Genomic DNA, 25,591 nt, shown 5'->3' with positions numbered 1-25,591 from the left:
GCGCTCGATGTTACGTCCAGTGTCATCGCCCACGGAAGGCGTACGCATGGATCACCAGGGCCCCACCCGCTTCGGCACCTTCATCGCCCCGTACCACGGCCTCGACGGCAACCCCGCGCTCCACCTCCGCCGCGACCTCGATCTCGTCCGCCGCCTGGACGAGCTCGGTTTCGACGAGGCGTGGATCGGCGAGCACCACTCCGCCGGGTACGAGACGGTCGCCTCGCCGGAGGTCTTCATCGCCGCGGCGGCCGAGCACACCCGCCGCATCCGGCTCGGCACGGGCGTGAACTCCCTGCCGTACCACCACCCGCTGATCCTCGCGGACCGCATGATGCAGCTCGACCACCAGACGATGGGCCGCGTGATGCTGGGCGCGGGCCCGGGCCAGCTCGCCTCCGACGCGTTCATGATGGGCATCGACCCGATGCGGCAGCGCGCCATGATGGCCGAGGCGCTGGACGCGGTCGTACGGCTGCTGCGCGGCGAGACCGTCACCCGGCGCACGGACTGGTTCGAGCTGGCCGAGGCCAGGCTCCAACTGCGGTCCTTCGCCCCTGACGGCATCGAGATGGCGGTCGCCTCGACCGTCTCTCCCTCCGGTTCGGTGCAGGCGGGCCGGCACGGCATCGGGCTGCTCTCCCTGGCGGCCGCCGACCCCGCCGGGTTCGCCGCGCTGAACGGCAACTGGGCCGCGTACGAGAAGTCCTGCGCCGAACACGGCCACACCCCCGACCGCGCGGCCTGGCGGCTCGTCGTGCCGATGCACCTGGCGGACAGCGCGGCGCGGGCGCGCGAGCAGGCGGAGCACGGGGTGCTGCACATGGTCCGCTACCTGGAGGGACTGTCGGGCACGACGCTGCCCTGGGGCCACAGGGCGGCGGACGCGGTCGACCGCTGGACCCACGAGGGCTTCCCCATCTTCGGCGTCGCGACCGTCGGCACCCCGGCGGACGCGATCGCCCGCGTCGAGGCCCTGGCCACGGCCTCGGGCGGCTTCGGCACGCTGCTCCTGCTCGATCTGCCGATGAGCACGCCGGAGGCGAAGCGGCGCAGCTACGAGCTCTTCGCCGAGTACGTCGTGCCGCACTTCACCGGCGCGAACCGGGCCCGGCAGGACTCCATGGGGTGGGCCCGCGAGCACAGCGAGCGCTTCATGCGCGTGACGCACCAGGCGATCGACGCGGCCGTCCGGGACGCGGCCGGCCGGGACGCGCGATGAGGGCGGCGGTCCTGCGCGCGGGACGCTTCACCGAGGACGAGGTCCCCGAGCCGCCGGCACCGGGTCCGGGCCAGGTCCTCGCCCGGACGCTGGCCACCGGCATCTGCGGCTCGGACCTCTCGGCGGCCCGCCACACGGACGACTTCCTCGCGGCCTCCCGCGACTCGGGCACGGCGGCGTTCCTCTTCGACCCGGACGCGGACCTGGTCATGGGCCACGAGCTGTGCGCGCGGGTGCTGAGCCCCGGGGAGTGGCACGGCAAGGTCGTCGTGGGCCTGCCCTGGGCCCTGGACGCCACCGGCACGCTGCGCACGATCGGCTACTCGACGGCCTTCCCCGGCGGCTTCGGCGAGCGCATGACGCTCCAGGAGGCCGCCCTGATCCCGGTCCCCGAGCACGTCCCGCCGCACGTCGCGGCCCTCACCGAGCCGCTCGCCGTCGGCTTCGGCAACGTCGCGCGCGCGGCCCCCGCCCCCGGCACCGGCGCCGTGGTCCTCGGCGCCGGCCCCATCGGCCTGGGAGCCACGGCGGCCCTCGTGGAGCGGGGCGTGGCCCCCGTCGTCGTCTCGGAGCCCGCCACGCGCCGCAGGCGGCTCGCGGAGCGCTTCGGAGCACACGTGGTGGTGGATCCGGCCACGCGCGACCCCTTCGACGCCTGGCGCGAGGCGAGCGCTGCAGGCCAGGCACTGAGCGTGTACGAGTGCTCGGGCCGCCCCGGCATGCTGAACACGATCCTGCACCGCGCCCCGCGCTCCACCCGCGTCCTGCTGATCGGCGCCTGCATGACGGAGGACGTCATCCGGCCTGTGGTCGGCATCTACAAGGACATCACGGTGACCATGTGCATGACCTATCCCCCGGAGGAGTTCGCCCGCACCCTGACCCGCATCGCGGAAGGCCGGGTGGACGCGGCGGCGCTGGTCACGGGGGAGGTGGGGTTCGACGGGGTGGACGCGGCGATGGCGATGCTGGCGCGCCCCGACGACCACGTGAAGGTACTGGTACGCCCGGACGCCGGGACAGTCTGAGGCGCACGGCGAGGCCGGGGGACCGGCAGCCCCCGTGCGGCGTTTGAGGACGGGCCCGCAGGGCGACCGGGGGTACGCGAAAGGGCCCGAACCAGAAGGTCCGGGCCCCCGAAGAATCCGCTCACGTGCCCCTACGGCAACTGCGCCGCCCGGGCCTCACGCCGATTGCCCCGGAAGTTGTTCACCCTCCGAGCCGTGGCGAAGAGGGGGATCACCGCGCCGAGGACGAGCTGCAGCGCGCAGCCGGTCTGCAGGAGCAGCTGGCCGCCGGGCGCTTCGAACGCCCAGGCCGCGAGCAGCCCCATGGCCGCGACGATCCACGAGAGCATGGCCACCGCGAGGGGACCCCTCGGCTTCGGGTACTCGACGCGGCTGACCATGAGCCAGGCCGTGCCGATGATCGCGAGGAGCGTCGCCACGAAGGGCAGCTCCAGGAGCACGATCGAGACGACCGTGAGCGCCCCGAAGGGCGACGGCATGCCCTGGAAGGTGCCGTCCTTCACGGTCACGCAACTGAACCGCGCAAGCCGCAGCACCACCGCCAACAGCACGACGATCGCGCCGACCGCCGCCACCCGCTGGTGCGCGTCGTCGGCGACCATGCCGTAGACGAGGACGAAGTACGCGGGCGCCAGACCGAAGCTGATCAGGTCCGACAGGTTGTCCAGCTCCGCGCCCATCGGCGAGGACCGCAGCTTGCGGGCCACGAGTCCGTCGAAGAGGTCGAAGACGGCAGCGCAGAGCATCAGGATCACGGCGGTCGCGGCGGAGTGCCGCGCCATGCCGCTCTCGTTGCTGCCCTGCAGGTGCGGGATGAGGATGCCCGTGGTGGTGAAGTACACCGCCATGAACCCGCACGTGGCGTTACCGAGCGTGAGGGTGTCCGCTATCGAGAGGCGCAGTGAGAGAGGCATCTCCTCGTCGGCCTCGTCCTCCACCGCCTCGGGCACCCAGCCCGCCTGTGTCTCAGGATCAACCACGGTCAATGCGAGTCACCCCAGCCACGGTCTTCTGACCGACCTCGACGTCCACCTCGACACCCTCGGGGAGGTAGATGTCGACGCGCGAGCCAAAACGGATCAGGCCGATCCGCTCGCCCTGCTCCACCTTCGTGCCCTGCGGCAGGTACGGCACGATGCGCCGCGCGACCGCGCCCGCGATCTGGATCATCTCGATGTCGCCGAGCTCGGTGTCGAAGTGCCAGACAACGCGCTCGTTGTTCTCGCTCTCCTTGTTGAACGCCGGGACGAACCCGCCGGGGATGTGCTCCACGGACGTCACCGTGCCCGCGAGGGGCGCGCGGTTGACGTGGACGTTCAGCGGGCTCATGAAGATGGCGACGCGGGTACGCCCGTCCTTCCACGGCATGATGCTCTGCACCACACCGTCGGCGGGGGAGATGACCCGGCCCTGAGCGATCTCGCGCTCGGGGTCGCGGAAGAACCACAGCATGCCCGCCGCCAGAGCGGTGGCGGGTACGGCCACGGCCGCGGCGCCCTTGGAGCGGCGCGCGCGGGCGAGACTGAGTGCCGCGGTTGCGACGGTCGGCAGGAGCCACGGCGATGCTCCGCGAGCAAGGCGTCCCTGAAGAATGCCGTCGCGTGGTGCAGAGGTTTGGCTGTGGGGCATGGATGACCTTCGTAGCGGATGATGCCGCGCAGTGAACTGGGGGACGGCGGCTTTTTCCGGATGCTATCGGTTGCGAGCCACAACTGGGCAAGCCAGGAAGCCGAGTCGGCGGCCGAAGAGTGTTGACAGGGTGTGATCTTCTTCTCGGCGAAAACGGCCCAAACCGGGCATTCAGCCCTGGAATCGATACTCTTCGAGTAGTCGTCGGCCAATGATCATTTTCTGGATCTCGGCGGTACCTTCACCGATCAGCAGCATCGGGGCCTCCCGGTAGAGACGCTCGATCTCGTACTCCTTCGAGAACCCGTAGCCACCATGGATCCGGAACGCATCCTCCACGACTTCCTTGCAGTACTCGGAGGCGAGGTACTTCGCCATCCCTGCTTCGAGGTCGTTTCGCTCCCCGGAGTCCTTTTTGCGCGCTGCGTTAACCATCATCGCATGCGCGGCCTCGACCTTGGTAGCCATCTCGGCCAGCTTGAACTGAATCGCCTGGTGCTGAGCGATCGCCTTGCCGAAAGTGTGACGTTGCTGGGCATAAGAGACTCCCAGCTCAAATGCACGCTGAGCGACGCCGCAGCCACGCGCCGCGACATTGACGCGGCCGACTTCGACACCGTCCATCATTTGGTAAAAACCTCGGCCGGTGGCGCCGCCGAGCACGCGATTGGCCGGAATTCGCAGTCCGTCCATGATGAGTTCGGTCGTGTCGACGCCCTTGTACCCCATCTTGTCGATCTTTCCGGGGATGGTGAGGCCGGGGCGGACCTCGCCGAAGCCGGGCTCCTTCTCCACGAGGAAGGTCGTCATCGACTTGTGCGGGGCGGTTCCTTCGGGGTGTCCTTCGTCACTCCGGCACAGGACGGCCACCAGAGTTGACGTTCCGCCGTTGGTCAGCCACATCTTCTGACCGTTCAGGACGTACTCGTCGCCGTCCTTGACGCCCTTCGAGGTGATCGCCGACACGTCGGAGCCGAGCCCCGGCTCCGACATCGAGAACGCACCGCGCACCTCGCCGGCCGCCATGCGCGGCAGGAAGGTCTCCTTCTGCTCCTGCGTGCCGTGCTGCTTGAGCATGTAGGCGACGATGAAGTGGGTGTTGATGATGCCGGAGACCGACATCCAGCCACGCGCTATCTCCTCGACGCAGAGCGCGTAGGTCAGCAGCGACTCGCCCAGGCCGCCGTACTCCTCCGGGATCATGAGCCCGAAGAGGCCCAACTCCTTGAGGCCGTCGACGATCTGCTGCGGGTACTCGTCACGGTGTTCCAGCTCGGTCGCGACAGGAATGATCTCTTTGTCGACGAAGTCCCGGACGGTGGACAGGATCTCCCGCTGGATGTCGGTGAGACCGGCGGTCTGCGCGAGTCGGCTCATGGCTGCTTCTCCGTGCTCTTGGAAGGGGCGTTCAGCTCCGGGCGGCCGGGCTGTTCGCCGCCGCGCTCCTTGATGTACGTCTCGGTGGGCACCATCACCTTGCGGCGGAACACGCAGACCAGCGCGCCGTCCTGCTTGTAGCCCCTGGTCTCCACGTGGACGATTCCGCGGTCGCTCTTCGACCTGGACGGCGTCTTGTCCAGGACGGTCGTCTCGCCGTAGATCGTGTCGCCGTGGAAGGTCGGCGCCACGTGCTTGAGCGACTCGACCTCCAGGTTGGCGATCGCCTTTCCGGAGACGTCCGGGACGGACATGCCGAGGAGCAGCGAGTAGATGTAGTTGCCCACGACGACGTTCTTCCCGAAATCCGTCGTCTTCTCCGCATAGTTGCTGTCCATGTGGAGAGGGTGGTGGTTCATGGTGAGCAGGCAGAAGAGGTGGTCGTCGTACTCGGTGACCGTCTTTCCGGGCCAGTGCTTGTACACGGCGCCGACTTCGAACTCTTCGTAGGTGCGGCCGAACTGCATGATGTCTTACGCCTCCGGGGCCTCGAACTTGGACGTGCGCTGCATGCCCGCCGCACGGCCCTTCCCGGAGATGACCAGCGCCATCTTCCGGCTGGCCTCGTCGATCATCTCGTCGCCGAGCATCGCCGAGCCCTTCTTGCCGCCTGCCTCGGACGTGCAGTACTCGTACGCGTCCAGGATCAGTTCGGCGTGGTCGAAGTCCTCCTGGGAGGGCGAGAAGACCTCGTTGGCGGCCTCCACCTGGCCGGGGTGCAGCACCCACTTGCCGTCGAAGCCGAGCGCGGCGGCGCGGTTCGCGACCTCGCGGTAGCCGTCGACGTTCTTGATCTGGAGGTAGGGGCCGTCGATCGCCTGGAGGTTGTTGGCGCGGGCGGCCATCAGGATCTTCATCAGGATGAAGTGGTACGCGTCCGCCGGGTAGCCGGGCGGCTGCTCGCCCACGACCAGGGACTTCATGTTGATGGATGCCATGAAGTCGGCCGGGCCGAAGATGATCGTCTCGACGCGCGGGGAGGCCTCGGCGATCGCGTTGACGTTGTTGAGGCCCTGCGCGTTCTCGATCTGCGCCTCGATGCCGATCTTGCCGGTCTCGAAGCCCATGGTCTTCTCGATCTGGGTCAGCAGGAGGTCGAGGGCGACGATCTGGTCGGCCGTCTGGACCTTCGGCAGCATGATGCAGTCGAGATTCTGGCCCGCGCCCTCGACGACCGTCACGACGTCGCGGTACGTCCACTCGGTCGTCCAGTCGTTGACGCGCACCACCCGCGTCTTGCCCGTCCAGTCGCCCTCGTTGAGGAACGTGACGATGGTGTGCCGGGCCTCCGGCTTGGCGAGCGGCGCGCAGGCGTCCTCCAGGTCGAGGAAGACCTGGTCGGCGGGGAGACCCTGGGCCTTCTCAAGGAAGCGGGGGTTGGACCCCGGTACCGCCAGACACGAGCGGCGCGGACGGAGACGGTTGATGGGCGCGGTCATGCGGGGACCTCCAGGGGGTCGAGGTGGTTCGCTTTCCGGATCTCGTCGACGATACGGCCGATGATCTCCGTGATGCCGAAGTCCTTGGGGGTGAAGACGGCGGCCACGCCCGCCGCCTTCAGCGCCTCGGCGTCGCTGTTGGGGATGATGCCCCCGGCGATGACGGGGATGTCGGGCGCGCCGGCCTCGCGCAGCCGCACGAGGACGTCCGGCACGAGCTCGGCGTGCGAGCCGGAGAGGATCGAGAGGCCCACCGCGTGCACGTCCTCGGCGAGCGCCGCGTCGACGATCTGCTCGGGCGTGAGGCGGATGCCCTGGTAGACCACTTCGAAGCCGGCGTCCCGCGCGCGCACCGCGATCTGCTCGGCGCCGTTGGAGTGTCCGTCCAGGCCGGGCTTGCCGACCAAAAAGCGGAGCTTGCCGCCGCCGAGGTCCTCGGCCGTCCTCGCGACCTTCTCGCGGACGAGGGCGAGCGGCGAGCCCTCCTCCGCCGCGACCGCCACGGGAGCGCTCGAGACGCCCGTAGGGGCCCGGAACTCACCGAAGACCTCCCGCAGGGCCCCGGCCCACTCCCCGGTCGTCACACCGGCGCGTGCGCACTCCAGAGTGGCCTCCATGAGGTTGCCCGTACCGGCGGCCACCTCCTTGAGCCGCTTGAGGGCCTTGCAGGGGCGCGGGTGGTTGAACGGCGGCTGGTAGCGGGTCTCGCGCCAGGTCCCGAGGGCGTGCACCAGGCGCGCCTCGACCGTCGGGTCGACCGTCATGATCGCCGCGTCCAGGTCCGCGGTGAGCGGGCTCGGCTCGGTCGACTCGTAGGAGTTCACCCCGACGATCTTCTCCTGGCCCGACTCGATGCGCGCCCGGCGCTCCGCGTGCGAGGAGACGAGCTGCGACTTGAGGTAGCCGGACTCGACGGCGGCCATCGCGCCGCCCATCTTCTCGATGCGCTCCATCTCGGTGAGGGCCTCCTCGACGAGCGAGTCGACCTTGGCCTCGATGACGTGCGAGCCGGCGAAGATGTCCTCGTACTCCAGGAGGTCGCTCTCGTGCGCGAGGACCTGCTGGATGCGCAGCGACCACTGCTGGTCCCAGGGCCGGGGCAGGCCCAGCGCCTCGTTCCAGGCGGGCAGCTGCACGGCGCGCGCGCGTGCGTCCTTGGAGAGGGTGACGGCCAGCATCTCCAGGACGATGCGCTGGACGTTGTTCTCCGGCTGGGCCTCGGTCAGGCCCAGGGAGTTGACCTGCACGCCGTAGCGGAACCGGCGGTGTTTCGGGTTCTCGATGCCGTACCGCTCAAGCGTGATCTGTTCCCAGATCCGCCCGAACGCCCGCATCTTGCACATCTCCTCGATGAAGCGGACACCCGCGTTCACAAAGAAGGAGATGCGGGCCACGACGTCCCCGAACTTCTCCTCGGGGACCTGCCCGGAGTCGCGTACGGCATCGAGAACCGCGATGGCGGTGGACATCGCGTACGCGATCTCCTGGACCGGTGTGGCCCCCGCCTCCTGGAGGTGGTAGCTGCAGATGTTGATCGGGTTCCACTTGGGCAGGTGCGCCACCGTGTACGTGATCATGTCGGTGGTCAGGCGCAGCGAAGGAACCGGCGGGAAGACGTGCGTCCCGCGCGAGAGGTACTCCTTGACGATGTCGTTCTGCGTCGTCCCCTGGAGCTGGGCGATGTCCGCGCCCTGCTCCTCCGCGACCACCTGATAGAGCGCCAGAAGCCACATGGCGGTGGCGTTGATCGTCATCGAGGTGTTCATCTGCTCCAGGGGGATGTCCTGGAACAGCCGCCGCATGTCACCGAGGTGCGAGACCGGTACGCCGACTCGGCCGACCTCGCCGCGGGCGAGGATGTGGTCGGGGTCGTAGCCGGTCTGCGTGGGCAGGTCGAACGCGACCGAAAGGCCCGTCTGCCCCTTGGCGAGGTTGCGCCGGTACAACTCGTTGGACGCCTCTGCCGTGGAATGACCGGCGTACGTCCGCATGAGCCACGGCCGGTCCTTCTGGCGCTCTGTCATGTTCCGCTGCTCCTCAGTACGTTCAGACGTTGCGGAAGCGGTTGATCGCGTCGATGTGCTTGGCGCGCTTCTCGGGGTTGCGCACGCCCAGACCCTCCTCGGGCGCGAGGGCGAGGACGCCGACCTTGCCCTGGTGGAGGTTGCGGTGGACGTCGTAGGCCGCCTGGCCGGTCTCCTCCAGGCTGTAGACCCTGGAGAGGGTGGGGTGGATCTTGCCCTTGGCGATCAGGCGGTTGGCCTCCCACGCCTCGCGGTAGTTCGCGAAGTGGGAGCCGATGATGCTCTTCAGGGACATCCACAGGTAGCGGTTGTCGTACTCGTGGTTGTAGCCGGACGTCGAGGCGCAGGTGACGATCGTGCCGCCCTTGCGCGTGACGTACACGGAGGCGCCGAAGGTCTCGCGGCCCGGGTGCTCGAAGACGATGTCCACGTCCTCGCCGCCGGTGAGCTCACGGATGCGCTTGCCGAACCGCTTCCACTCGCGCGGGTCCTGGTTGTGCTCGTCCTTCCAGAACTTGTAGCCCTCGGCGTTGCGGTCGATGATCGCCTCGGCGCCCATGGCGCGGCAGATCTCCGCCTTCTGCGGCGAGGAGACGACACAGATGGGGTTGGCGCCGCCGGCGAGGGCGAACTGCGTCGCGTACGAACCGAGTCCGCCGCTCGCGCCCCAGATCAGGACGTTGTCGCCCTGCTTCATGCCGGCGCCGTTGCGCGAGACAAGCTGGCGGTAGGCGGTGGAGTTCACCAGGCCGGGCGATGCGGCCTCCTCCCAGCTCAGGTGGTCCGGCTTGGGCATGAGCTGGTTGGACTTGACCAGTGCGATCTCCGCGAGGCCGCCGAAGTTGGTCTCGAAGCCCCAGATGCGCTGCTCGGGGTCGAGCATCGTGTCGTTGTGGCCGTCGGAGGACTCCAGCTCGACGGACAGGCAGTGCGCGACGACCTCGTCGCCCGGGTTCCAGGCGTTCACGCCGGGACCGGTGCGCAGCACGACGCCCGCCAGGTCGGATCCGATGATGTGGTACGGCAGGTCGTGGCGCTTGGTGAGCTCGCTGAGCCTGCCGTACCGCTCCAGGAAGGCGAAGGTCGACAGCGGCTCGAAGATCGAGGTCCACACGGAGTTGTAGTTCACGGAGGAGGCCATGACGGCCACCAGGGCCTCGCCCGGGCCGAGTTCGGGGATCGGCACGTCGTCCAGGTGGAGGGACTTGCGCGGGTCCTTGTCGCGGGTCTCCAGGCCCGCGAACATCTCCGTCTCGTCCTTGTGCACGGTGACCGCGCGGTACGAGTCGGGCAGGGGGAGAGCGGCGAAGTCGGCGGACGTGAGGGCGGCGGAGCCGCTCGCGGTCACGGTCTGGGCCTGAATCGCGTCCAGGATTTCCTTCACGGTGTTGCCTCCGGCGAAGAAGCGTCTGTGGTGGACGCTCTTGAGGGTTGCGTCGGGTGCTGAAGTTGCGGTGGAGGGTGTGCCGTCGGTTCGGCGAAGGGTGGTGCTCGGCGACGCCTTGGTGGGGCGTGGGAGGTGCCTGTGACGCAGGCGTCCGGGCGCACGAGCCGTGGCTTGTGGGGACAGCCGGCGTGCGCGAGATCCCTGCACGCCGGCCGCCCGGACAACATCAACGTATGGCACCGCGTGCCAACGGGCAAGACACTGGGTGCCACTAATTTTTGACCGATGATCGATCAGTGCAGGTCAGAGGGGGTGGAGGCACGGCGAAGGGGGCGCTACCGGTCGGTAGCGCCCCCTCGAAATGCAAGGACGAAATGGGTCAAACGGGGACTATGCGGCGGCTGCGCGGCGCCTAGGAATGCTCGCGCAACGCCTTCTCGATGGTGCGCATGACCTCGTCCAGCGGTGCGTCCGTGCGGGCCACCGTGACCAGGACCTCGCCCTGCGCGGAGGCCGTCGCCGGGGCGGAGGCGGGCAGGGTGTCGCGGCCCGCGCCGATGCCGGTGCCGAAGGTCCGGCGGACGATCGCGAAGGCGTGGTCGAGCTGGGTCTCCACGTCACCCTGGCCGCCGGCCCGCAGCCAGCGCCGCAGGACGTGGTTGTGGGCGGTGACCACGGCGGAGGCGGCCACCTCGGCCAGCAGCGGGTCGTCGTTGCCGTCGTGGTGCGCCTGCTCGTCGAAGTGGCCCAGGAGATAGCGTGTGAAGAGCCGTTCGTAGCGGGCCACCGAGGCGATCTCGCGCTCCCGCAGCGTGGGCACCTCGCGGGTGAGGCGGTACCGCTCCACGGAGACCGCGGGCGATGCCGCGTACATCTTCATGACTTCCTTGATGCCCCGGCACACCGTGTCCAGCGGGTGCTCGTGCTGCGGTGCCGCGTTGAGCACCGCCTCCGCGCGGATCAAGGTGTCGTCGTGGTCGGGGAAGATCGCCTCTTCCTTGGAGCGGAAGTGCCGGAAGAAGGTCCGGCGGGCGACCCCGGCCTGCGCGGCGATCTCGTCGACCGTCGTCGCCTCGTACCCCTTGGACGCGAAGAGCTCCATCGCCGCGGCCGCCAGCTCCCGGCGCATCTTGAGGCGTTGGGCGGCGGCACGGCTGCCCGCGGCGCTCTCCGGAGCGTCGGCGGTAGCGTTGCGTGAGGACTTGGCGGCCTTGGACATGCCACGAACGTACTGCATGCGCGCGGCGAGGTGCTCCTGAGGGACCGGGCTGCCCGAGGGTTCGAGCAGCCCGCCCCAGTCCGTCCGTTCGCCCAGGTGCCCCTCGGCCGGCTCAGCGCCGGGCATATTCGCGGAAGCCACGACCCGTCTTGCGGCCGAGGCAGCCCGCGGCCACCAGGTGCTCGAGCAGCGGCGCCGGGGCCAGGCCCGGGTCGCGGAACTCGCGGTGCAGGACCTTCTCGATCGCCAGCGAGACGTCCAGGCCGACCACGTCCAGGAGCTCGAAGGGGCCCATGGGGTAGCCGCCGCCGAGCTTCATCGCGGCGTCGATGTCGTCCAGGGTCGCGTAGTGCTCCTGGACCATCTTGATCGCGTTGTTGAGGTACGGGAACAGCAGCGCGTTCACGATGAACCCCGCCCGGTCGCCGCAGTCCACCGGGTGCTTGCGGATCTTCGTGCAGACCTCGCGGACGGTGGCGTGCACGTCGTCGTCGGTCACGACCGTGCGGACCACCTCGACGAGCTTCATCGCCGGGGCCGGGTTGAAGAAGTGCATGCCGATCACGTCGCGCGGCCGGCTGGTCGCACGGGCGCAGGCCACCACGGGCAGCGAGGACGTCGTGGTGGCGAGGATCGCGCCCGGCTTGCAGACCTTGTCGAGCGTCGCGAAGAGCTGCCGCTTGATCTCCAGGTCCTCGGCGACGGCCTCCAGGGCCAGATCGACGTCGGCGAACGCCTCGTACGACCCGGCGGGAGTGATCCGCTCCAGCGTCTGCGCGGCGGCCTCGGCCGTCATCCTGCCCTTGTCGACCGAGCGCGCGAGGGACTTCCCGATACGGGACTTCGCCGTCGCGGCCTTCTCCTCGCTGCGCGCGGCGAGCACCACGTCGAAGCCCGCCTTGGCGAAGACCTCCGCGATGCCCGACGCCATCGTCCCGGAGCCCGCGACACCCACCGAACGGACCTCGCGGCTCGGCCCGCGCACCTCGCCCTCCAGCGGGGTCAGCGCGTCGCGCACCACCTCGGAGCCGCCCGGTTCGGTGTACGTGTAGAAGCCGCGGCCGGACTTGCGGCCGCTCAGCCCCGCCTCACTGAGCTGCTTGAGGATCGGCGCGGGCGCGTGCAGGCGGTCGTGCGACTCGGCGTACATGGCGTCCAGGACCGTGCGGGCGGTGTCCACGCCGATCAGGTCGAGCAGCGCTAGCGGGCCCATCGGCAGGCCGCAGCCGAGCTTCATCGCCGCGTCGATGTCCTCGCGGGAGGCGTACTTCGCCTCGTACATCGCCGCGGCCTGGTTGAGGTAGCCGAACAGCAGCCCGTCGGCGACGAAGCCGGGCCGGTCGCCGACCGCCACGGGCTCCTTGCCCAGCGCGTACGCCAGCTCGGTGACGGCGGCGACGGCGGCAGGCGCGGTCAGCACGGACGAGACGACCTCGACGAGCTTCATCGCCGGGGCCGGGTTGAAGAAGTGCAGGCCCAACACCCGCTCGGGGCGCGCCGATTCGGCGGCGAGCCGGGTCACCGACAGCGCGTTGGTGCCGGTGGCGATGATCGTTCCGGGGCGCACGACGGTGTCGAGCTCGCGGACGACCTGCTGCTTGATCTCGTACGACTCGGGCACGACCTCGATGACCAGGTCCGCGTCGGCCGCGGCCCGCAGCTCGGTGAAGGTGCGGACGCGGGCCAGGATCCCCTGGCGCTCCTCCTCGGTGAGGCGTTCGCGGCGCACGGCACGGGCGGTCGAGGCCTCCAGGGACTCGACGGCCTGGGTGGCGGCCGTCCGGCTGACGTCGATGCCGATGACCTCGCGGCCCGCGCGGGCCAGGACCTCGGTGATGCCGGTGCCCATCGTGCCCAGGCCGATGACGGCGACGGTGTTCAAGGGAGTGTCCATGCGTGGACTCCAGGAAGAGAGTGACGACTGAGGGGCGCGCGGGTGCGGCAACGGCCGCACGGCGGGCGGGAAGTGGTGTCTGTCGTGTCCGGGCGGCGCGCAGGGCACGCCCGGTGAAAGGAGCCGACCGGCTCTGTCCCGGAGCCACGTCGTACTGAGGTACTTGATGTACCGAACCGACCGAGCTCCCCCGCTGCCCTGGAGGCGTAGGGGGTACACCCACGGTGGCTGCGTCACCAGGCCACCGCGAGAAAGAACTGCCACGGGGAGTGTGCCCCGCTCACATGAGACTAACCGGCGAGTAACGAGCGCGCCAGCCCGCGAAGTTTCCCGATGTCTGTGATCTACATCGCGACCGCTGGGTAAGGCTTAGGCTCGCGGCCATGGATGAGGAGTTGCGGACGGTGACGGAACGCTTACGCGCTGAGGCTGGTGGCTCCAAGGAGTACGAGAGGCTGGTCGCCACCGACGACGTCGACGAGCTGGCCGAGGTGCTCGTCTCGCCGGGGCAGCCCTTGTGGGCCCGCGAGTTGGCCGCGATCAGACTGGGCGCGGCCGGTGACCGCAGGGCGTTCGAGTCGCTCGTCCTCCTCCTCAACCACCGGGATCCGCCGCGGTGCGCCGCCGCGGCCAACGCCCTGGCGCAACTCGGCGACCCGCGCACGGCGCGCGCCGCGGCCGCCCTCGCGACCAACGAGCTCCGCATCGCGTACGCGCTCTACCCGGTGCGCCTGCTGACGGAGCTGCGCGCCCCGGAGTCCGCGCCCGCGCTGATCACCACCCTGCAGCGCAGGCTGGCGCCGCACGACCCGTACGGCAAGATCGCGCTGGCGTGCGTGGAGGGGCTGGGGGCGCTGGGGGACGGCCGGGCCAGGCCCGTCCTGATGGCGGCACGCGGCCACCCCCGGCTCGCGGCGGCCGCCTCGGCGGCGCTGGCACGGCTGCCGGAGTGAGCGGGGTGACCGGAGCGGCCGGAGCGGCCGGAGCGGCCGAAGGGGCCGAAGGGGTCGGAGTGACCGGAGTGGCCGGCCCCCTACTCCGGCACCATCGCGAACGCCTCGATCTCCAGCAGGAACTCGGGGCCGACCAGCGACACCACCTGTACCGCCGAGGCCGCGGGCAGGTGCCCCGGGTCCAGGAAGGCGTCCCGCGCGGAGCGCACCGCGGGCATGTGTGCCATGTCCGTCACGAAGTACGTCAGCTTCACCACGTCGTCGAACGTCGCGCCCGCCGCCGCGAGGCAGCGCCGCAGGTTCTCGAAGACCTGCCGGGCCTGCGCCGATGCGTCGCCCACGCCGACCGTCCTGCCGTCCTCGTCCAGGGCCAACTGCCCGGATATCGCCACGAAACGGCCCGTCCCCATGACGACGTGCGTGTACGCGGTGGCGGGGGCGACGCCCTCGGGGGCGCTGATGTGGGTCAGTCGGTTCATGACCCCATGGTGGACCACGGGTGTGACAACGCCCCGCGCCCGGTGACCGGCAGCGCCCGGGGCCGGGTGTCCGACGCGTGTTTCGCGGTGCCCAGCGGCTTCGGGCCGGGCAGCGCCTCGCATACCGCGTCGACCTCGCCGCCGTCGTCCGGCACCTTGCCGGTCGACAAGTACGCCGTCAAGTGCCGGTCCAGGCAGGCGTTTCCGCTCAGGGTGACGCCGTGATTGCCGCCGCCCCGCTCGACCACCAGACGTGAGCCGCGCAGTTGGCGGTGCAGCGCGACGGCTCCGTCGTAGGGCGTGGCGGCGTCGTCGGTCGCCTGGAACAGCAGGACGGGCGGCAGCGCGGAGCCGGCGACGTCCGGCGGGGTGAGGGAGTGCGTCGGCCAGAAGGCGCACGGGGCGTTGTACCAGGCGTTGTTCCAGGTGGAGAACGGTGCCTTCGCGTGCACCTCGTCGTTGTCCTCGCGCCAGGTCCGCCAGTCGCGGGGCCAGTGCGCGTCCCGGCACTGGACGGCCGTGTAGACGCTGTAGCCGTTCTCACCCGCGGCGTCGACCGCGCCGAAGTTCTCGTACGCCCGCACGAGCGCGTCGGTGTCCTTGTCGTTCACGTACGCGGCGAACGCGTCGGCCAGGTGGGGCCAGTAGCCGTTGTAGTAGCCGCCCGGGACGAAGGTGTCCTCCAGCTCGGCGGCGCCCACCTTCTTGCCCGCGGGTTTCTTGGTGAGCGCGTCCCGCATCGCGTCCCACTCGGCCTCGACCTTCGCGGGGTCCTCGCCCAGCCGGTACGTGGCGTCATGGCGGGCGATCCAGGCCATGAACGCCTTGTGGCGGGCGTCGAACGCGTAGTCCTGGCGGAGGTTGTCGTCGTACCAGACGCCCGTCGGATCGACGAGGGAGTCGAGCGCCATGCGGCGCACCCGGTGCGGATAGAGCTTTCCGTAGAGGGCGCCCAGGTAGGTGCCGTACGAGTAGCCGAAGTAGCTGATGCGTTCCGAGCCGAGGGCCGCGCGGATGGTGTCCATGTCCCGGACCGTGCTCACCGTGTCGATGAACGGCAGGATGTCGCCGTACTTCGAGGAGCAGGCGCGCGCGAACGCCTCGGCCCTTTTCAGGTTCTTCTTCTCCAGGGCGGGCGTCGTGGGGACGGCGGCGGGGCGCACGGGGGAGAAGTGTCCGGGTCGGCAGTTGAGGGCGGGTCTGCTCTTGCCGACGCCGCGTGGGTCGAAGCCGATGACGTCGTACTGGGCGGCCACCTTCTTCGGCAGCGCCCCGGCGACGGAGGCCGCCATGGCCAGGCCACTGCCGCCGGGACCGCCGGGGTTCACCAGGAGCGGCCCCTGGGAGCTCTTCGCGGTGTGCGGGACACGGGACAGGGCGAGGGTGATCTGCCGGCCGTCCGGTTCGTGGTGGTCGAGCGGGACCTTCAGTGACGCGCACTGGAGCGTCGGGTGGTCCTCGTCGGCGCACTTCTTCCAGGGGAGAGGGGCGTGGCGGGTGGGAGCGGCGTGCGCGCCCCCGGGGGTGCCGGAGGCGGGCGGCACCACCGTGAGCATCCCGGCAGCCGCGGCTGCGACGGAGCAGAGTACGACGGCGCGCTTCTTCATCCGGCCTCCCAGAGCGGCGGGTTCGGGGCCCCAAAGGCCGCGACCCTGGGCGGATGTTCCCGGAATCACCGCCCGGGGAGAGCCGTTGTGACGCGAAATGACCCGAAAGAGGCACGCCACTCACAGCAGTGTGAGCTGGGTGGGTCCGCTCGCGGGTGCGGGGTCGGGCTCGGGGGCGCGGATCCGCCGCGCGGCAGCCGCGCGCGTGGGGCCGATGCCGAACTCCTCGGCCAGCTCGTGCACGTGCCGGGTGATGCGGCGCTGGTACCACTTCGGGGCGTAGGACCCTTCCGCGTACAGCCGTTCGTAGCGCCGCACCAGATGCGGATGGTGCCGCGCGAGCCACTCCATGAACCACTCGCGCGCGCCGGGCCGCAGGTGCAGGACCAGGGGCGTCACGGAGGTCGCGCCCGATGCGGCGATGGCCCGCACCGTGGCGCGCAGCTGGTCGGGGTGGTCGCCCAGGAAGGGGATGACGGGCGCCATCAGGACCCCGCAGCCGATGCCGTGGCCGGTCAGGGTGCGCACGACGTCCAGGCGTCGCTCGGGGGCGGGCGTGCCCGGCTCGACGGTGCGCCACAGCTCCTCGTCGGTGAAGCCCACGGACACGGAGATCCCGACGTCCGTCACCGCGGCCGCCTGCCGCAGCAGGTCGAGGTCGCGCAGGATCAGCGTGCCCTTCGTCAGGATCGAGAAGGGGTTCCCCCGGTCGCGCAGGGCCGCGATGATCCCGGGCATCAGACGGTAGCGGCCCTCCGCGCGCTGGTAGCAGTCCACGTTCGTGCCCATGGCGATGTGGTCGCCGTGCCAGCGCGGCGAGGCGAGCCGGCGACGCAGCAGCTCGGCGGCGTTGATCTTGACGACGATCTGGCTGTCGAACCCGAGGCCGGTGTCCAGGTCCAGATAGCTGTGGGTCTTGCGGGCGAAACAGTAGACGCACGCGTGCGTGCAGCCCCGGTAGGGGTTGACCGTCCATTCGAACGGCATCCGGGACGCGCCCGGCACGCGGTTCACGATCGACCTGGCCCGTACCTCGTGAAAGGTGATTCCCCGGAACTCAGGGGTGTCGAAGGTCCGCGTGGTCACCGCGTGCGCGCCGAACAGCGCGGCATCCGCGGCGCCCCGGTGCGGCTCGTCGGAGAGGTTCTCCCAGCGCATGACGCCTCCTCGGTAGCACTGACCACAGAATAGAACATACGTTCCCTTGATCGTGCGAACCGGGTCTGCGGCCCGGGGGGGGAGGGGGAGTGGCGGGCCGGGCCCCCGGGACCGACACCGCGTTCGGCCGTGAGCGCCCGGGGATGGATGATCGGGAGCATGCTCGCCGAGTCCCTGTCCATCGCCGCCCTCGGCGTGGTGCTGGTCTGTGCCGTCGTCCGCCCCTTCCGCTGGCCCGAGGCCGCCTTCGCCGTGCCCGCCGCGGGGGTCGTGATCCTGTCCGGGGCGATCCCGCTCGACGACGTGCGGGACGAGGCCGCCCGGCTCGGTCCGGTGATCGGCTTCCTCGCCGGCGTCCTCGTGCTCGCCAAGCTCTGTGCCGACGAAGGGCTCTTCCGCGCCTGCGGCACCTGGATGGCGCACCGGGCCGCCGGCCGCCCCCGGCGGCTGCTCGGCGCCGTCTTCGGGCTCGCCTCGGTGATCACCGCGGCCCTGAGTCTGGACGCCACCGTGGTCCTGCTGACCCCGGTCGTCTTCGCCACGGCCGCACGCATGGGCGCCCGCCCCGCGCCGCACGTCTACGCCAGCGCCCACCTGTCCAACACGGCGTCCCTCCTGCTGCCCGTCTCGAACCTGACGAACCTCCTCGCGTTCGCCGCGACCGGGCTGAGCTTCACGCGCTTCGCGCTGCTCATGACGCTGCCCTGGCTGGTCGCCATCGCGGTCGAGTACGCCGTCTTCCGACGGTTCTTCGCCGCGGATCTCGATGCCCCCGCCGAGGGCGGCGAGGCCGCGGAGGTGCCGCGGATGCCGCGGTTCGCCCTGGTGACCGTCGCGGCCACGCTCGCAGGCTTCGCCGTGGCGTCCACGGCCGGCGTCGACCCCGCCTGGGCGGCCGCGGCCGGGGCCGCCGTGCTCGCGGTACGGGACCTGCTGCGCCGCCGTACGACACCGGTGGCGATCCTGCGCTCGGCCCAGCTGCCGTTCCTGGCCTTCGTCCTCGCCCTGGGCGTCGTCGTCAGGGCCGTCGTCGACAACGGCCTCGGCGACGCCCTCGGCGCGATCGTGCCGGACGGCACGAGCCTGCCCGCGCTGCTCGGCACCGCCGCCGTCGCCGCGCTGCTCGCCAACCTCATCAACAACCTGCCCGCCGTCCTCGCCCTGGTCCCGCTGGCCGCGCCGGCCGGCCCCGGCGCCGTACTCGCCGTCCTCGTCGGCGTGAACATCGGGCCCAACCTCACCTACGCGGGATCCCTCGCCACGCTCCTCTGGCGCCGCATCGCCCACCAGCACGAACACGACGTGGATCTGGGGCGGTTCACCCGCCTCGGCCTCCTCACCACCCCCGCCGCACTGGTCCTTTCGACCCTCGCGCTGTGGGTCTCGCTCCGGCTGCTGCCCGGCTGAGGACGGCCCCGGCCGGGGACCCGATTTGGGGGGCCGGTGGGGCGGGTGGTTGGCTTTCCGTGAAGCCCCCGAGAAACAAGTGCTGGAGGAAGTGCAATGGCGCAGGTCGAGGCGACCGCGGAGCGGATCATCACGGCACAGCCCGACGACGTCTTCGACGCGCTGGCCGACTACAACGGCACGCGAGAGAAGCTTCTTTCGGAACACTTCAGCGAGTACGAGGTGCGCGAGGGCGGCGACGGCGAGGGCACCCTGGTCCACTGGAAGCTCCAGGCCACCAGCAAGCGGATCCGCGACTGCCTCCTGGAGGTCAGCGAGCCCACCGACGGTGAACTGGTCGAGAAGGACCGCAACTCCTCCATGGTCACGACCTGGCGGGTGACCCCGTCCGGCGAGGGCAAGTCCCGCGTGGTCGTCACCACCGTGTGGAACGGAGCCGGCGGCATCGGCGGCTTCTTTGAGAAGACCTTCGCCCCCAAGGGTCTCGGCCGCATCTACGACAGCGTGCTCGGCAACCTCGCCGCCCAGGTCGAGAAGTAGCCTCCCGCGAAGCAGTCCCCGTGACGGGCGGGCGGCCACGGCCGTCCGCCCGCCCAACTCCCGCGTAGCCCATCAGGGTTGTTCTCACGCTCACCGTTTCGAGTGGTTTTCCGTTCGGCCCCGTTGTACGCCGTAGGGCTCCGACCGGCGCTTAAGCCCGCGAGGCCCCGCGCGAGCCCAACTCGTCGCGCTTGCTCGCAGTTGTCGCGTAATGCGAGAAATGGGCGGCGCAGGCGCGACGAGGGGAGCAGTACGTGGGCGGGACGACGCTGGTGAAGGTCGCCGAGCAGGACGAGCGGGACGGACGGCACCGCGAGGTGCGCGAGGTGGCCGACGCGCCCCCGGCGCAGGCCGACCAGGGGGCGGGCCAGGCGCCACCCCCGCCCCCCGATCCGGCCGGGCACGGGCTCAGCCCCAGCCGGATCCGGATGGTCTTCGTCGGGCTGATGCTCGCCCTGCTGCTCGCCGCCCTGGAGCAGATGATCGTCGCCACGGCGCTCCCGAAGATCGTCGGTGAGCTGCACGGCCTCGACAAGATGTCCTGGGCGATCACCGCCTACTTGCTGACGTCCACCATCGGCCTGCCGATCTACGGCAAGCTCGGCGACCTCTTCGGGCGCAAGGGCGTCTTCCAGTTCGCGATCGTCATCTTCGTCATCGGCTCGGCGCTCGCCGGCTGGTCGCGGACGATGGACCAGCTCATCGCCTTCCGCGCCCTCCAGGGAGTCGGCGCGGGCGGCCTCATGATCGGCGTACAGGCGATCATCGCGGACATCGTGCCGCCCCGGCAGCGCGGCCGCTACATGGGCCTGATCGGCGCCGCGTTCGGCCTCGCCTCGGTCGCGGGCCCCCTGCTCGGCGGCTTCTTCACCGACCACGCCTCCTGGCGCTGGTGCTTCTACTTCAACGTGCCCTTCGGCCTGGTCACCCTCCTCGTCGTCTCGCTCGTCCTGAAGCTCCCCAAGCCCACCGCCAAGGCCAGGATCGACGTGCCCGGCGCGCTTCTGCTCGCCGCCGCCTCCACCTGCCTGGTGCTGCTCACCAGCTGGGGCGGGACCGAGTACGCGTGGGGCGACCGCGTCATCCTGGGGCTCGGCGCCGGCGCGGTCGTGGCGAGCGTGCTGTTCCTCGTCGCCGAGAAGTTCGCGGCAGAACCGATCATTCCGCTGCGTCTGTTCCGCGATCCGGTCTTCAACATCACCAGCCTGGTGGGCATGGTCGTCGGCATCGCCCTGTTCGGAGCGGCCAGTTACCTGCCGACCTTCCTGCAGATGGTCGACGGCGCGAGCGCCACGGAGTCCGGCCTCCTGATGCTGCCGATGATGGGCGGCATCGTGGGCGCGTCCATCGTCTCCGGCCAGCTCATCAGCCACACCGGGCGCTACAAGATCTACCCGATCGTCGGCGGGATCCTCTCCGTCGTCGGCATGTGGCTGCTCTCGCGGCTCGAAGTGGACACCTCCCGGCTGCAGTACAGCATCTGGATGGCCGTGCTCGGCGCGGGCATCGGCCTCGTCATGCCGGTCCTGGTCCTCGCCGTGCAGAACGCGGTCCGCCCCGCCGACCTGGGCACCGCCACCAGCGCCAACAACTACTTCCGGCAGATCGGCGGCAGCGTCGGCGCAGCGATCTTCGGCACGCTCTTCGCCGACCGGCTCGCCGACGCGCTCGTGGACCGCATCCCCGCCGGTGCGGGCAAGGACATGCCGGACGCCGAGTCGATCACTCCGCAGCTCGTCCACGCGCTGCCCGCACCGCTGCGCGAGGGCTACATCCAGGCCTACGCCGACGCGATGCCGCGGATCTTCCTCTACCTGGTGCCGGTGCTCGTCCTCGGCATGCTGCTCGCCTTTTTCCTCAAGGAGACTCCCCTGTTGTCCAGCGCCGCTTCCCACAACGCACCCGCCGCCGAGCCGGTGACCGTCCCCCAGGCCCGTACGACGGCGTACGCCGCCGGGGTCCCGGTCTGCGGCACCGTGCAGCACCCCGACGGCACGGTGGTGCCCCGGGCGGCTCTCACCCTCATCGACGTGTCCGGACAGCAGATCGGGCGCGGCGCCAGCGGCGAGGACGGCCGGTACGCCCTGTCCACCCCGGGCACGGGATCGTTCGTGCTGATCGCCGCCGCGGGCGGGCACCAGCCGCAGGCCGTCACCGTCACCGTCGGCGAGCGGCCCGTGGAGCTCGATGTGGTCCTGGGCGGCGCGGGACGCCTCGCGGGGACCGTCGTGACCGCCGACGGCACGCCCGTCAGGGACGCCGCCGTCACCCTTACCGACGTCCGGGGCGAGGTCGTCGCCACCACCCGCAGCGGGCGCGAAGGCAGCTACGTCATCACGGAGTTGGTGGCGGGCGAGTACACGCTCGCCGCCAGCGCCCCCGCGTTCCGCCCGGCCGCGCTGCCCGTCTCGGTGCAGGCCGCGCGCGAGACCCGGCAGGACGTGGAGCTCGCGGGCGGCGCCGTGCTGCGGGGCACCGTGCGAGCCAGCGGCGGACGGCCCGTCGAGGACGCGCGCGTCACGCTCCTGGACGCGGCAGGGAACGTCGTGGACACCTTGACCACGGGCGCGGACGGCACGTTCCGCTTCGTCGACCTGTCGTCCGGCGAGTACACCGTGATCGCGGCGGGTTACCCGCCGGTCGCCACTGTTCTCCAGGTGGCGGGCGGCGGCCGCACGGAGCGGGATCTTCAGCTGGGACACGAGGACTGACCGCCTCCGGATGAGCGGGCGTGCGCCGGTGGCCCGGCGCTCCGGTCAATTCCCGCAATGCCCCGCACGGCAACCCGTCACGGCCGTACGGTGGTTGGTGGCGGCTCAGATCTTGCGCCGCCACGGGAAGGAGCATGAGCCATGGAACGAGGCACTCCGGGCGAGCCGGTGACGCAGAGTGCCGCGTCCGGCCGTATCCCCCTGGCCGTGGTCGTCGTCGACGGCGCCGGCCTCGTCTCGCACTGGAGCATCGGCGCGCGCCGCCTCTTCGGGTGCACCAAGGAGGAGGCCGTGGGACGTCCCGTCGGCGACCTGCTCCCGGTGCACGGAGCGATCCCCGAGGACCGCGAACCCTACGGGGAGTACGGGGCGTTTGACGGCCTCGGCCCCGACCTGGAGACCTCCCTCGACGGCCGCATCTCCTACCCGGCAGCGGGCCGTGCGCGCCTCACCGACGCGGGCGGCGGACCGGGCGGCGCCGGCAGGCTCGACGTGCTCTGGTGGGCGTACCCGCTGGTCGGCCCGGGACCCGAGCGGCTCCTCGTGCTCGCCGCCGACGCCGCCCGGCTGAGCGTGCCCGAGGAGCCGCACGCCGCGCGGGGCGAGCGGAAGGCACAGCGGGAGGCGCAGATCGAGCGGATCGCGCCCGGCTTCGCGCTGCACACCGACTTCCCCGGCGCGGACGAACTCGCCGCCCGGCTCCCCGAGATCCTGCCGAGCATGAGCGTCGGCGAGAGCGCCCGCATCGTCTCCCAGGTGCTCGAACTGGGCTATCCCGTCATGGAGTTCAGCCACCACGACCGGGTGCCCGTCACCCCGGACTGGGGCGTGGCCCGCCGGGTCGAACGACAGGAGCGCAGGGAGCGTGCCGCGCGGGCCGCCGCCCACGGGCTGCCGACGGCCCCGGCCGTGCCGGGCGAGGCGGACGACGACGGGGAGGACATCGAGTACACGGCGGTGCGCGAGCGCCTGGAGTTCCTCAACGAGGTCAGCGGGCGCATCGGCTCCTCGCTCGACCTCTCGCGCACCATCCTGGAGGTGAGCCGGGCGGTCGTGCCGCGCTTCACCGACGTCGCGGGCACCTACCTGCGCGAACAGGTCGTCGCGGGCGAGGGCTTTCCCGAGGGCCCGCCGGACGAGACCACGCTGTGGCACCGGGTCGCCGTGGAGCACACCGACGAGCCGGGCCGCTGGGACGACGTCGTGCCGGTCGGCGAGTCCATGCCGTTCCCGGCCCACACGCCGTTCTTCCAGTGCATGACCTCGGGCGACCCGGTCCTTGTGCCTCGCATCTCCGAGGAGATGGGCAACGCCATCGCCTCCCAGTTCGAGAAGCGCGACATCCGCCCGCTGATCAACCACCGCTCGATGCTCGTCGTGCCCCTCAAGGCACGCAACGTGGTGCTCGGCTTCATGATCCTGCTCCGCCACCGGGAGCGGCCCGTCTTCAACGACATGGACCGCGTCACCGGCGCCGAACTGGCCGCCCGCGCCGGCCTCGTGCTCGACAACGCCCGCATGTACACGTACCAGGAGAGCGTCGCCGACACCCTCCAGGACAGCATGCTCCCGCACATCGAGCCCCGGATGTCCGGCTGCGACATCGCCACCCGCTATCTGCCCGGCACGCTCCTCGGCCGGGTCGGCGGCGACTGGTTCGACTCCGTGAAACTGCCCGGCTCAAGGACCGCGCTCGTCGTGGGCGACGTGATGGGCCACGGCCTCAACTCGGCGGCCATGATGGGGCAGTTGCGCACGGCCGTGCAGACCATGGCCGCTCTCGATCTGCCGCCCGAACAGCTCCTGCGCAACCTCGACGACCTCGCGCAACGCCTCGGCGAGCACTACCTGGCGACCTGCCTGTACGCGGTCTACGACCCGATCGCCGGCGAGCTGCACATCGGCAACGCGGGACACATCCCGCCCGTCCTGGTCCGCGCCGAGGACGGCCGCAGCGAACTCCTCGACCTGCCCACCGGGGCGCCCATCGGCGTCGGCGGCGTGCCCTTCGAGTCGATCCTCGTGCGGGTCGCGCCCGGCGACCGGCTGTTGATGTGCACGGACGGCCTCGTCGAGGTCCGCGGCGAGGACATCGGCGTCGGCCTCGCCACGCTCACCGAGTCCGCCGCGCATCCCGCCGCCTCCATGGACGACGCCTGCGACACGATCATCCGGGCCCTCAACACGCGCGGCGGCCGCAAGGACGACGTGGCGCTCCTGATGGCCAGGCTCAACGGCATCGCCCCCGAGGCCGTCGCGCACTGGCGGCTCGCCGTCGACCCCAGCGAGGTGAGCCGGGCCCGCGAGCTGGTCCGCGGCCAGCTGTCGGCCTGGTCCATCGAGTCCCTGGCCGACACCGCCGAGCTGCTCGTCAGCGAGCTCGTCACCAACGTCGTGCGCCACTCGCACAGCAGCAGGATCGATCTGCGCCTGGTCCGCTCCGGGGTACTGGTGTGCGAGGTCGAGGACGACGACCAGTCGCTGCCGACGCTGCTCAGCGCCGGCTCCGGCGACGAGTTCGGGCGCGGCCTGCGCGTCGTGAGCGCGCTGGCCAAGGAGTGGGGCACGAGCCGCACCCGCGCGGGCAAGACCGTCTGGTGCGAGCTGGCCCTGCCGCGCCGCTAGGGCCTGTCTGACAAATGATCACCCGGCGGGCTCGCGGAGCCGCAGGACCAGAGCTGCCACAACGATTCCAGCCCGATAGCGATCGGCGAGCTTGTCGAACCTCATCGCGATCGCACGGAACTGCTTGAGACGGGCGAAGCATCGTTCGACCAGGTTGCGGTTGCGGTAGATGTCTTTGTCGAAGGCGGGTGGGCGACCGCCGTGGGTTCCGCGTCGCCGGCGGTTGGCCATCTGGTCGCGGCGTTCGGGGATCGTGGCAACGATGCCCCGGCGCCGCAGCAGGTGGCGTATCGCCCGGCTGGAATACGCTTTGTCGCCCAGCACCCGCGCCGGTGTCGTGCGAGGTCGGCCCGTGACAGCGCGCGGAATGCGGATGCTGTCGAGGACCTGGCCGAAGGCGGTGGCGTCGTTGACGTTGCCGGGTGTGAGCACGATGGACAGAGGGAGGCCACGGCCGTCGACGGCGAGGTGGACCTTGGTGGTCAGCCCGCCCCGGGACCGGCCGAGGGCCTGACGCTCCTGCGAGCGGCCCGGATCTTCCAGTTCGTCCCCGTCTGCGGCCCCTTTTTGCGGGCGCCGGCCGAGTGCTGGTGCGCTCGGTTGATCGTGGAGTCGACGGAGACGGTCCACTCCACCCGACCCACCTCGTCGTCGCGGACCTGGACGTGTTCCAGCAGCTTCGCCCAGGTCCCGTCCGCTTCCCAGCGGGCGAACCGCTCGTAGACGGTCTGCCAGGCTCCGTACCGCTCGGGCAGATCGCGCCACGGAGCCCCGGTCCGCAGCCGCCACAGCACCCCGTTGACCACCTGCCGGTGATCACGCCACGGACGAC

19 protein-coding genes and 1 pseudogene are annotated in these 25,591 nt (G+C 70.7%); 7 read left to right on the top strand and 13 right to left on the bottom strand.

From position 1 onward, the window contains the following. The first annotated feature begins 46 nt into the window (after positions 1-46). Together ACZ592_RS37460 and ACZ592_RS37455 are read left to right on the top strand one after the other, a co-directional pair. Positions 47-1,222, top strand: a complete 1,176-nt coding sequence (locus tag ACZ592_RS37460) for an LLM class flavin-dependent oxidoreductase (protein WP_471586216.1) — start codon at positions 47-49, stop codon at positions 1,220-1,222. Next, positions 1,219-2,250: a zinc-binding dehydrogenase gene (locus tag ACZ592_RS37455; protein ID WP_471586215.1), complete on the top strand. Its 1,032-nt coding sequence runs from the start codon at positions 1,219-1,221 to the stop codon at positions 2,248-2,250. Before ACZ592_RS37460 ends, ACZ592_RS37455 begins: the two co-directional genes overlap by 4 nt. 131 nt (positions 2,251-2,381) lie before the next feature. Here ACZ592_RS37455 and pssA read toward each other — a convergent pair whose 3' ends face one another. The 9 genes from pssA to ACZ592_RS37410 form a co-directional block, all read right to left on the bottom strand. After that, positions 2,382-3,236 carry a CDP-diacylglycerol--serine O-phosphatidyltransferase gene (gene pssA / locus ACZ592_RS37450; protein WP_150174018.1) on the bottom strand — a complete coding sequence of 285 codons (855 nt, stop codon included), beginning with the start codon at positions 3,234-3,236 and terminating at the stop codon, positions 2,382-2,384. Continuing rightward, positions 3,223-3,879 carry a phosphatidylserine decarboxylase gene (locus ACZ592_RS37445; protein WP_471586214.1) on the bottom strand — a complete coding sequence of 219 codons (657 nt, stop codon included), beginning with the start codon at positions 3,877-3,879 and terminating at the stop codon, positions 3,223-3,225. Before ACZ592_RS37445 ends, pssA begins: the two co-directional genes overlap by 14 nt. Before the next feature lie 171 nt (positions 3,880-4,050). Continuing rightward, complete coding sequence (locus ACZ592_RS37440; protein ID WP_401997216.1) at positions 4,051-5,256, bottom strand: acyl-CoA dehydrogenase family protein; 1,206 nt, start codon at positions 5,254-5,256, stop codon at positions 4,051-4,053. Beyond that, positions 5,253-5,783: a MaoC family dehydratase gene (locus tag ACZ592_RS37435; protein WP_471586213.1), complete on the bottom strand. Its 531-nt coding sequence runs from the start codon at positions 5,781-5,783 to the stop codon at positions 5,253-5,255. The genes ACZ592_RS37440 and ACZ592_RS37435 overlap by 4 nt, the downstream gene beginning before the upstream one ends. A gap of 6 nt (positions 5,784-5,789) precedes the next feature. Next, a complete protein-coding gene (locus tag ACZ592_RS37430) occupies positions 5,790-6,755 on the bottom strand; it encodes an HpcH/HpaI aldolase/citrate lyase family protein (RefSeq protein ID WP_471586212.1) in 966 nt (321 codons plus the stop codon). After that, the gene (locus tag ACZ592_RS37425) at positions 6,752-8,779 is read right to left on the bottom strand and encodes a protein meaA (protein ID WP_471586211.1); all 2,028 of its coding nucleotides are present in this window, start codon (positions 8,777-8,779) and stop codon (positions 6,752-6,754) included. Before ACZ592_RS37425 ends, ACZ592_RS37430 begins: the two co-directional genes overlap by 4 nt. 22 nt (positions 8,780-8,801) lie before the next feature. Then, positions 8,802-10,163, bottom strand: a complete 1,362-nt coding sequence (ccrA, locus tag ACZ592_RS37420) for a crotonyl-CoA carboxylase/reductase (protein ID WP_471586210.1) — start codon at positions 10,161-10,163, stop codon at positions 8,802-8,804. Positions 10,164-10,578: 415 nt separating this feature from the next. Further along, positions 10,579-11,403 carry a TetR family transcriptional regulator gene (locus ACZ592_RS37415; protein ID WP_471586255.1) on the bottom strand — a complete coding sequence of 275 codons (825 nt, stop codon included), beginning with the start codon at positions 11,401-11,403 and terminating at the stop codon, positions 10,579-10,581. Between the two features lie 94 nt (positions 11,404-11,497). Then, entirely contained in the window at positions 11,498-13,279 is a 1,782-nt protein-coding gene (locus ACZ592_RS37410; protein ID WP_471586209.1) for a 3-hydroxyacyl-CoA dehydrogenase family protein, read from the bottom strand. A 383-nt stretch (positions 13,280-13,662) separates the two neighbouring features. On the opposite strand from ACZ592_RS37410, the gene ACZ592_RS37405 reads away from it, so the two are divergent. Beyond that, positions 13,663-14,232: an adenylosuccinate lyase gene (locus tag ACZ592_RS37405; protein WP_471586208.1), complete on the top strand. Its 570-nt coding sequence runs from the start codon at positions 13,663-13,665 to the stop codon at positions 14,230-14,232. An 80-nt stretch (positions 14,233-14,312) separates the two neighbouring features. Here ACZ592_RS37405 and ACZ592_RS37400 read toward each other — a convergent pair whose 3' ends face one another. From ACZ592_RS37400 to ACZ592_RS37390, 3 genes are all read right to left on the bottom strand, one after another. Continuing rightward, the gene (locus ACZ592_RS37400; RefSeq protein ID WP_471586207.1) at positions 14,313-14,711 is read right to left on the bottom strand and encodes a RidA family protein; all 399 of its coding nucleotides are present in this window, start codon (positions 14,709-14,711) and stop codon (positions 14,313-14,315) included. Further along, complete coding sequence (locus ACZ592_RS37395) at positions 14,708-16,318, bottom strand: alpha/beta hydrolase (RefSeq protein ID WP_471586206.1); 1,611 nt, start codon at positions 16,316-16,318, stop codon at positions 14,708-14,710. Before ACZ592_RS37395 ends, ACZ592_RS37400 begins: the two co-directional genes overlap by 4 nt. Positions 16,319-16,438: 120 nt before the next feature. After that, the gene (locus tag ACZ592_RS37390; protein WP_471586205.1) at positions 16,439-17,476 is read right to left on the bottom strand and encodes an Rv2578c family radical SAM protein; all 1,038 of its coding nucleotides are present in this window, start codon (positions 17,474-17,476) and stop codon (positions 16,439-16,441) included. 159 nt (positions 17,477-17,635) lie between these two features. On the opposite strand from ACZ592_RS37390, the gene ACZ592_RS37385 reads away from it, so the two are divergent. The 4 genes from ACZ592_RS37385 (at position 17,636) to ACZ592_RS37370 (ending at position 24,759) form a co-directional block, all read left to right on the top strand. Further along, positions 17,636-18,883 carry an arsenic transporter gene (locus tag ACZ592_RS37385; RefSeq protein ID WP_471586204.1) on the top strand — a complete coding sequence of 416 codons (1,248 nt, stop codon included), beginning with the start codon at positions 17,636-17,638 and terminating at the stop codon, positions 18,881-18,883. Positions 18,884-18,979: 96 nt separating this feature from the next. After that, entirely contained in the window at positions 18,980-19,423 is a 444-nt protein-coding gene (locus ACZ592_RS37380) for an SRPBCC family protein (RefSeq protein ID WP_471586203.1), read from the top strand. Between the two features lie 254 nt (positions 19,424-19,677). Continuing rightward, positions 19,678-22,134, top strand: coding sequence for an MFS transporter (locus ACZ592_RS37375; RefSeq protein ID WP_471586202.1), 2,457 nt, complete (start codon positions 19,678-19,680; stop codon positions 22,132-22,134). A gap of 141 nt (positions 22,135-22,275) precedes the next feature. Continuing rightward, complete coding sequence (locus ACZ592_RS37370) at positions 22,276-24,759, top strand: SpoIIE family protein phosphatase (protein WP_471586201.1); 2,484 nt, start codon at positions 22,276-22,278, stop codon at positions 24,757-24,759. On the opposite strand, the pseudogene ACZ592_RS37365 reads toward ACZ592_RS37370, so the two are convergent. Then, positions 24,756-25,591 (bottom strand): annotated as a pseudogene (locus ACZ592_RS37365) (IS5 family transposase); the annotation flags it as partial. The gene ACZ592_RS37370 and the pseudogene ACZ592_RS37365 sit on opposite strands and share 4 nt — an antisense overlap.

This window comes from Streptomyces sp. NPDC040622 (genome assembly GCF_055593965.1).
Note: the sequence above shows the minus strand (reverse complement) of the source record. Positions and strands in the feature narration are given on the sequence as shown.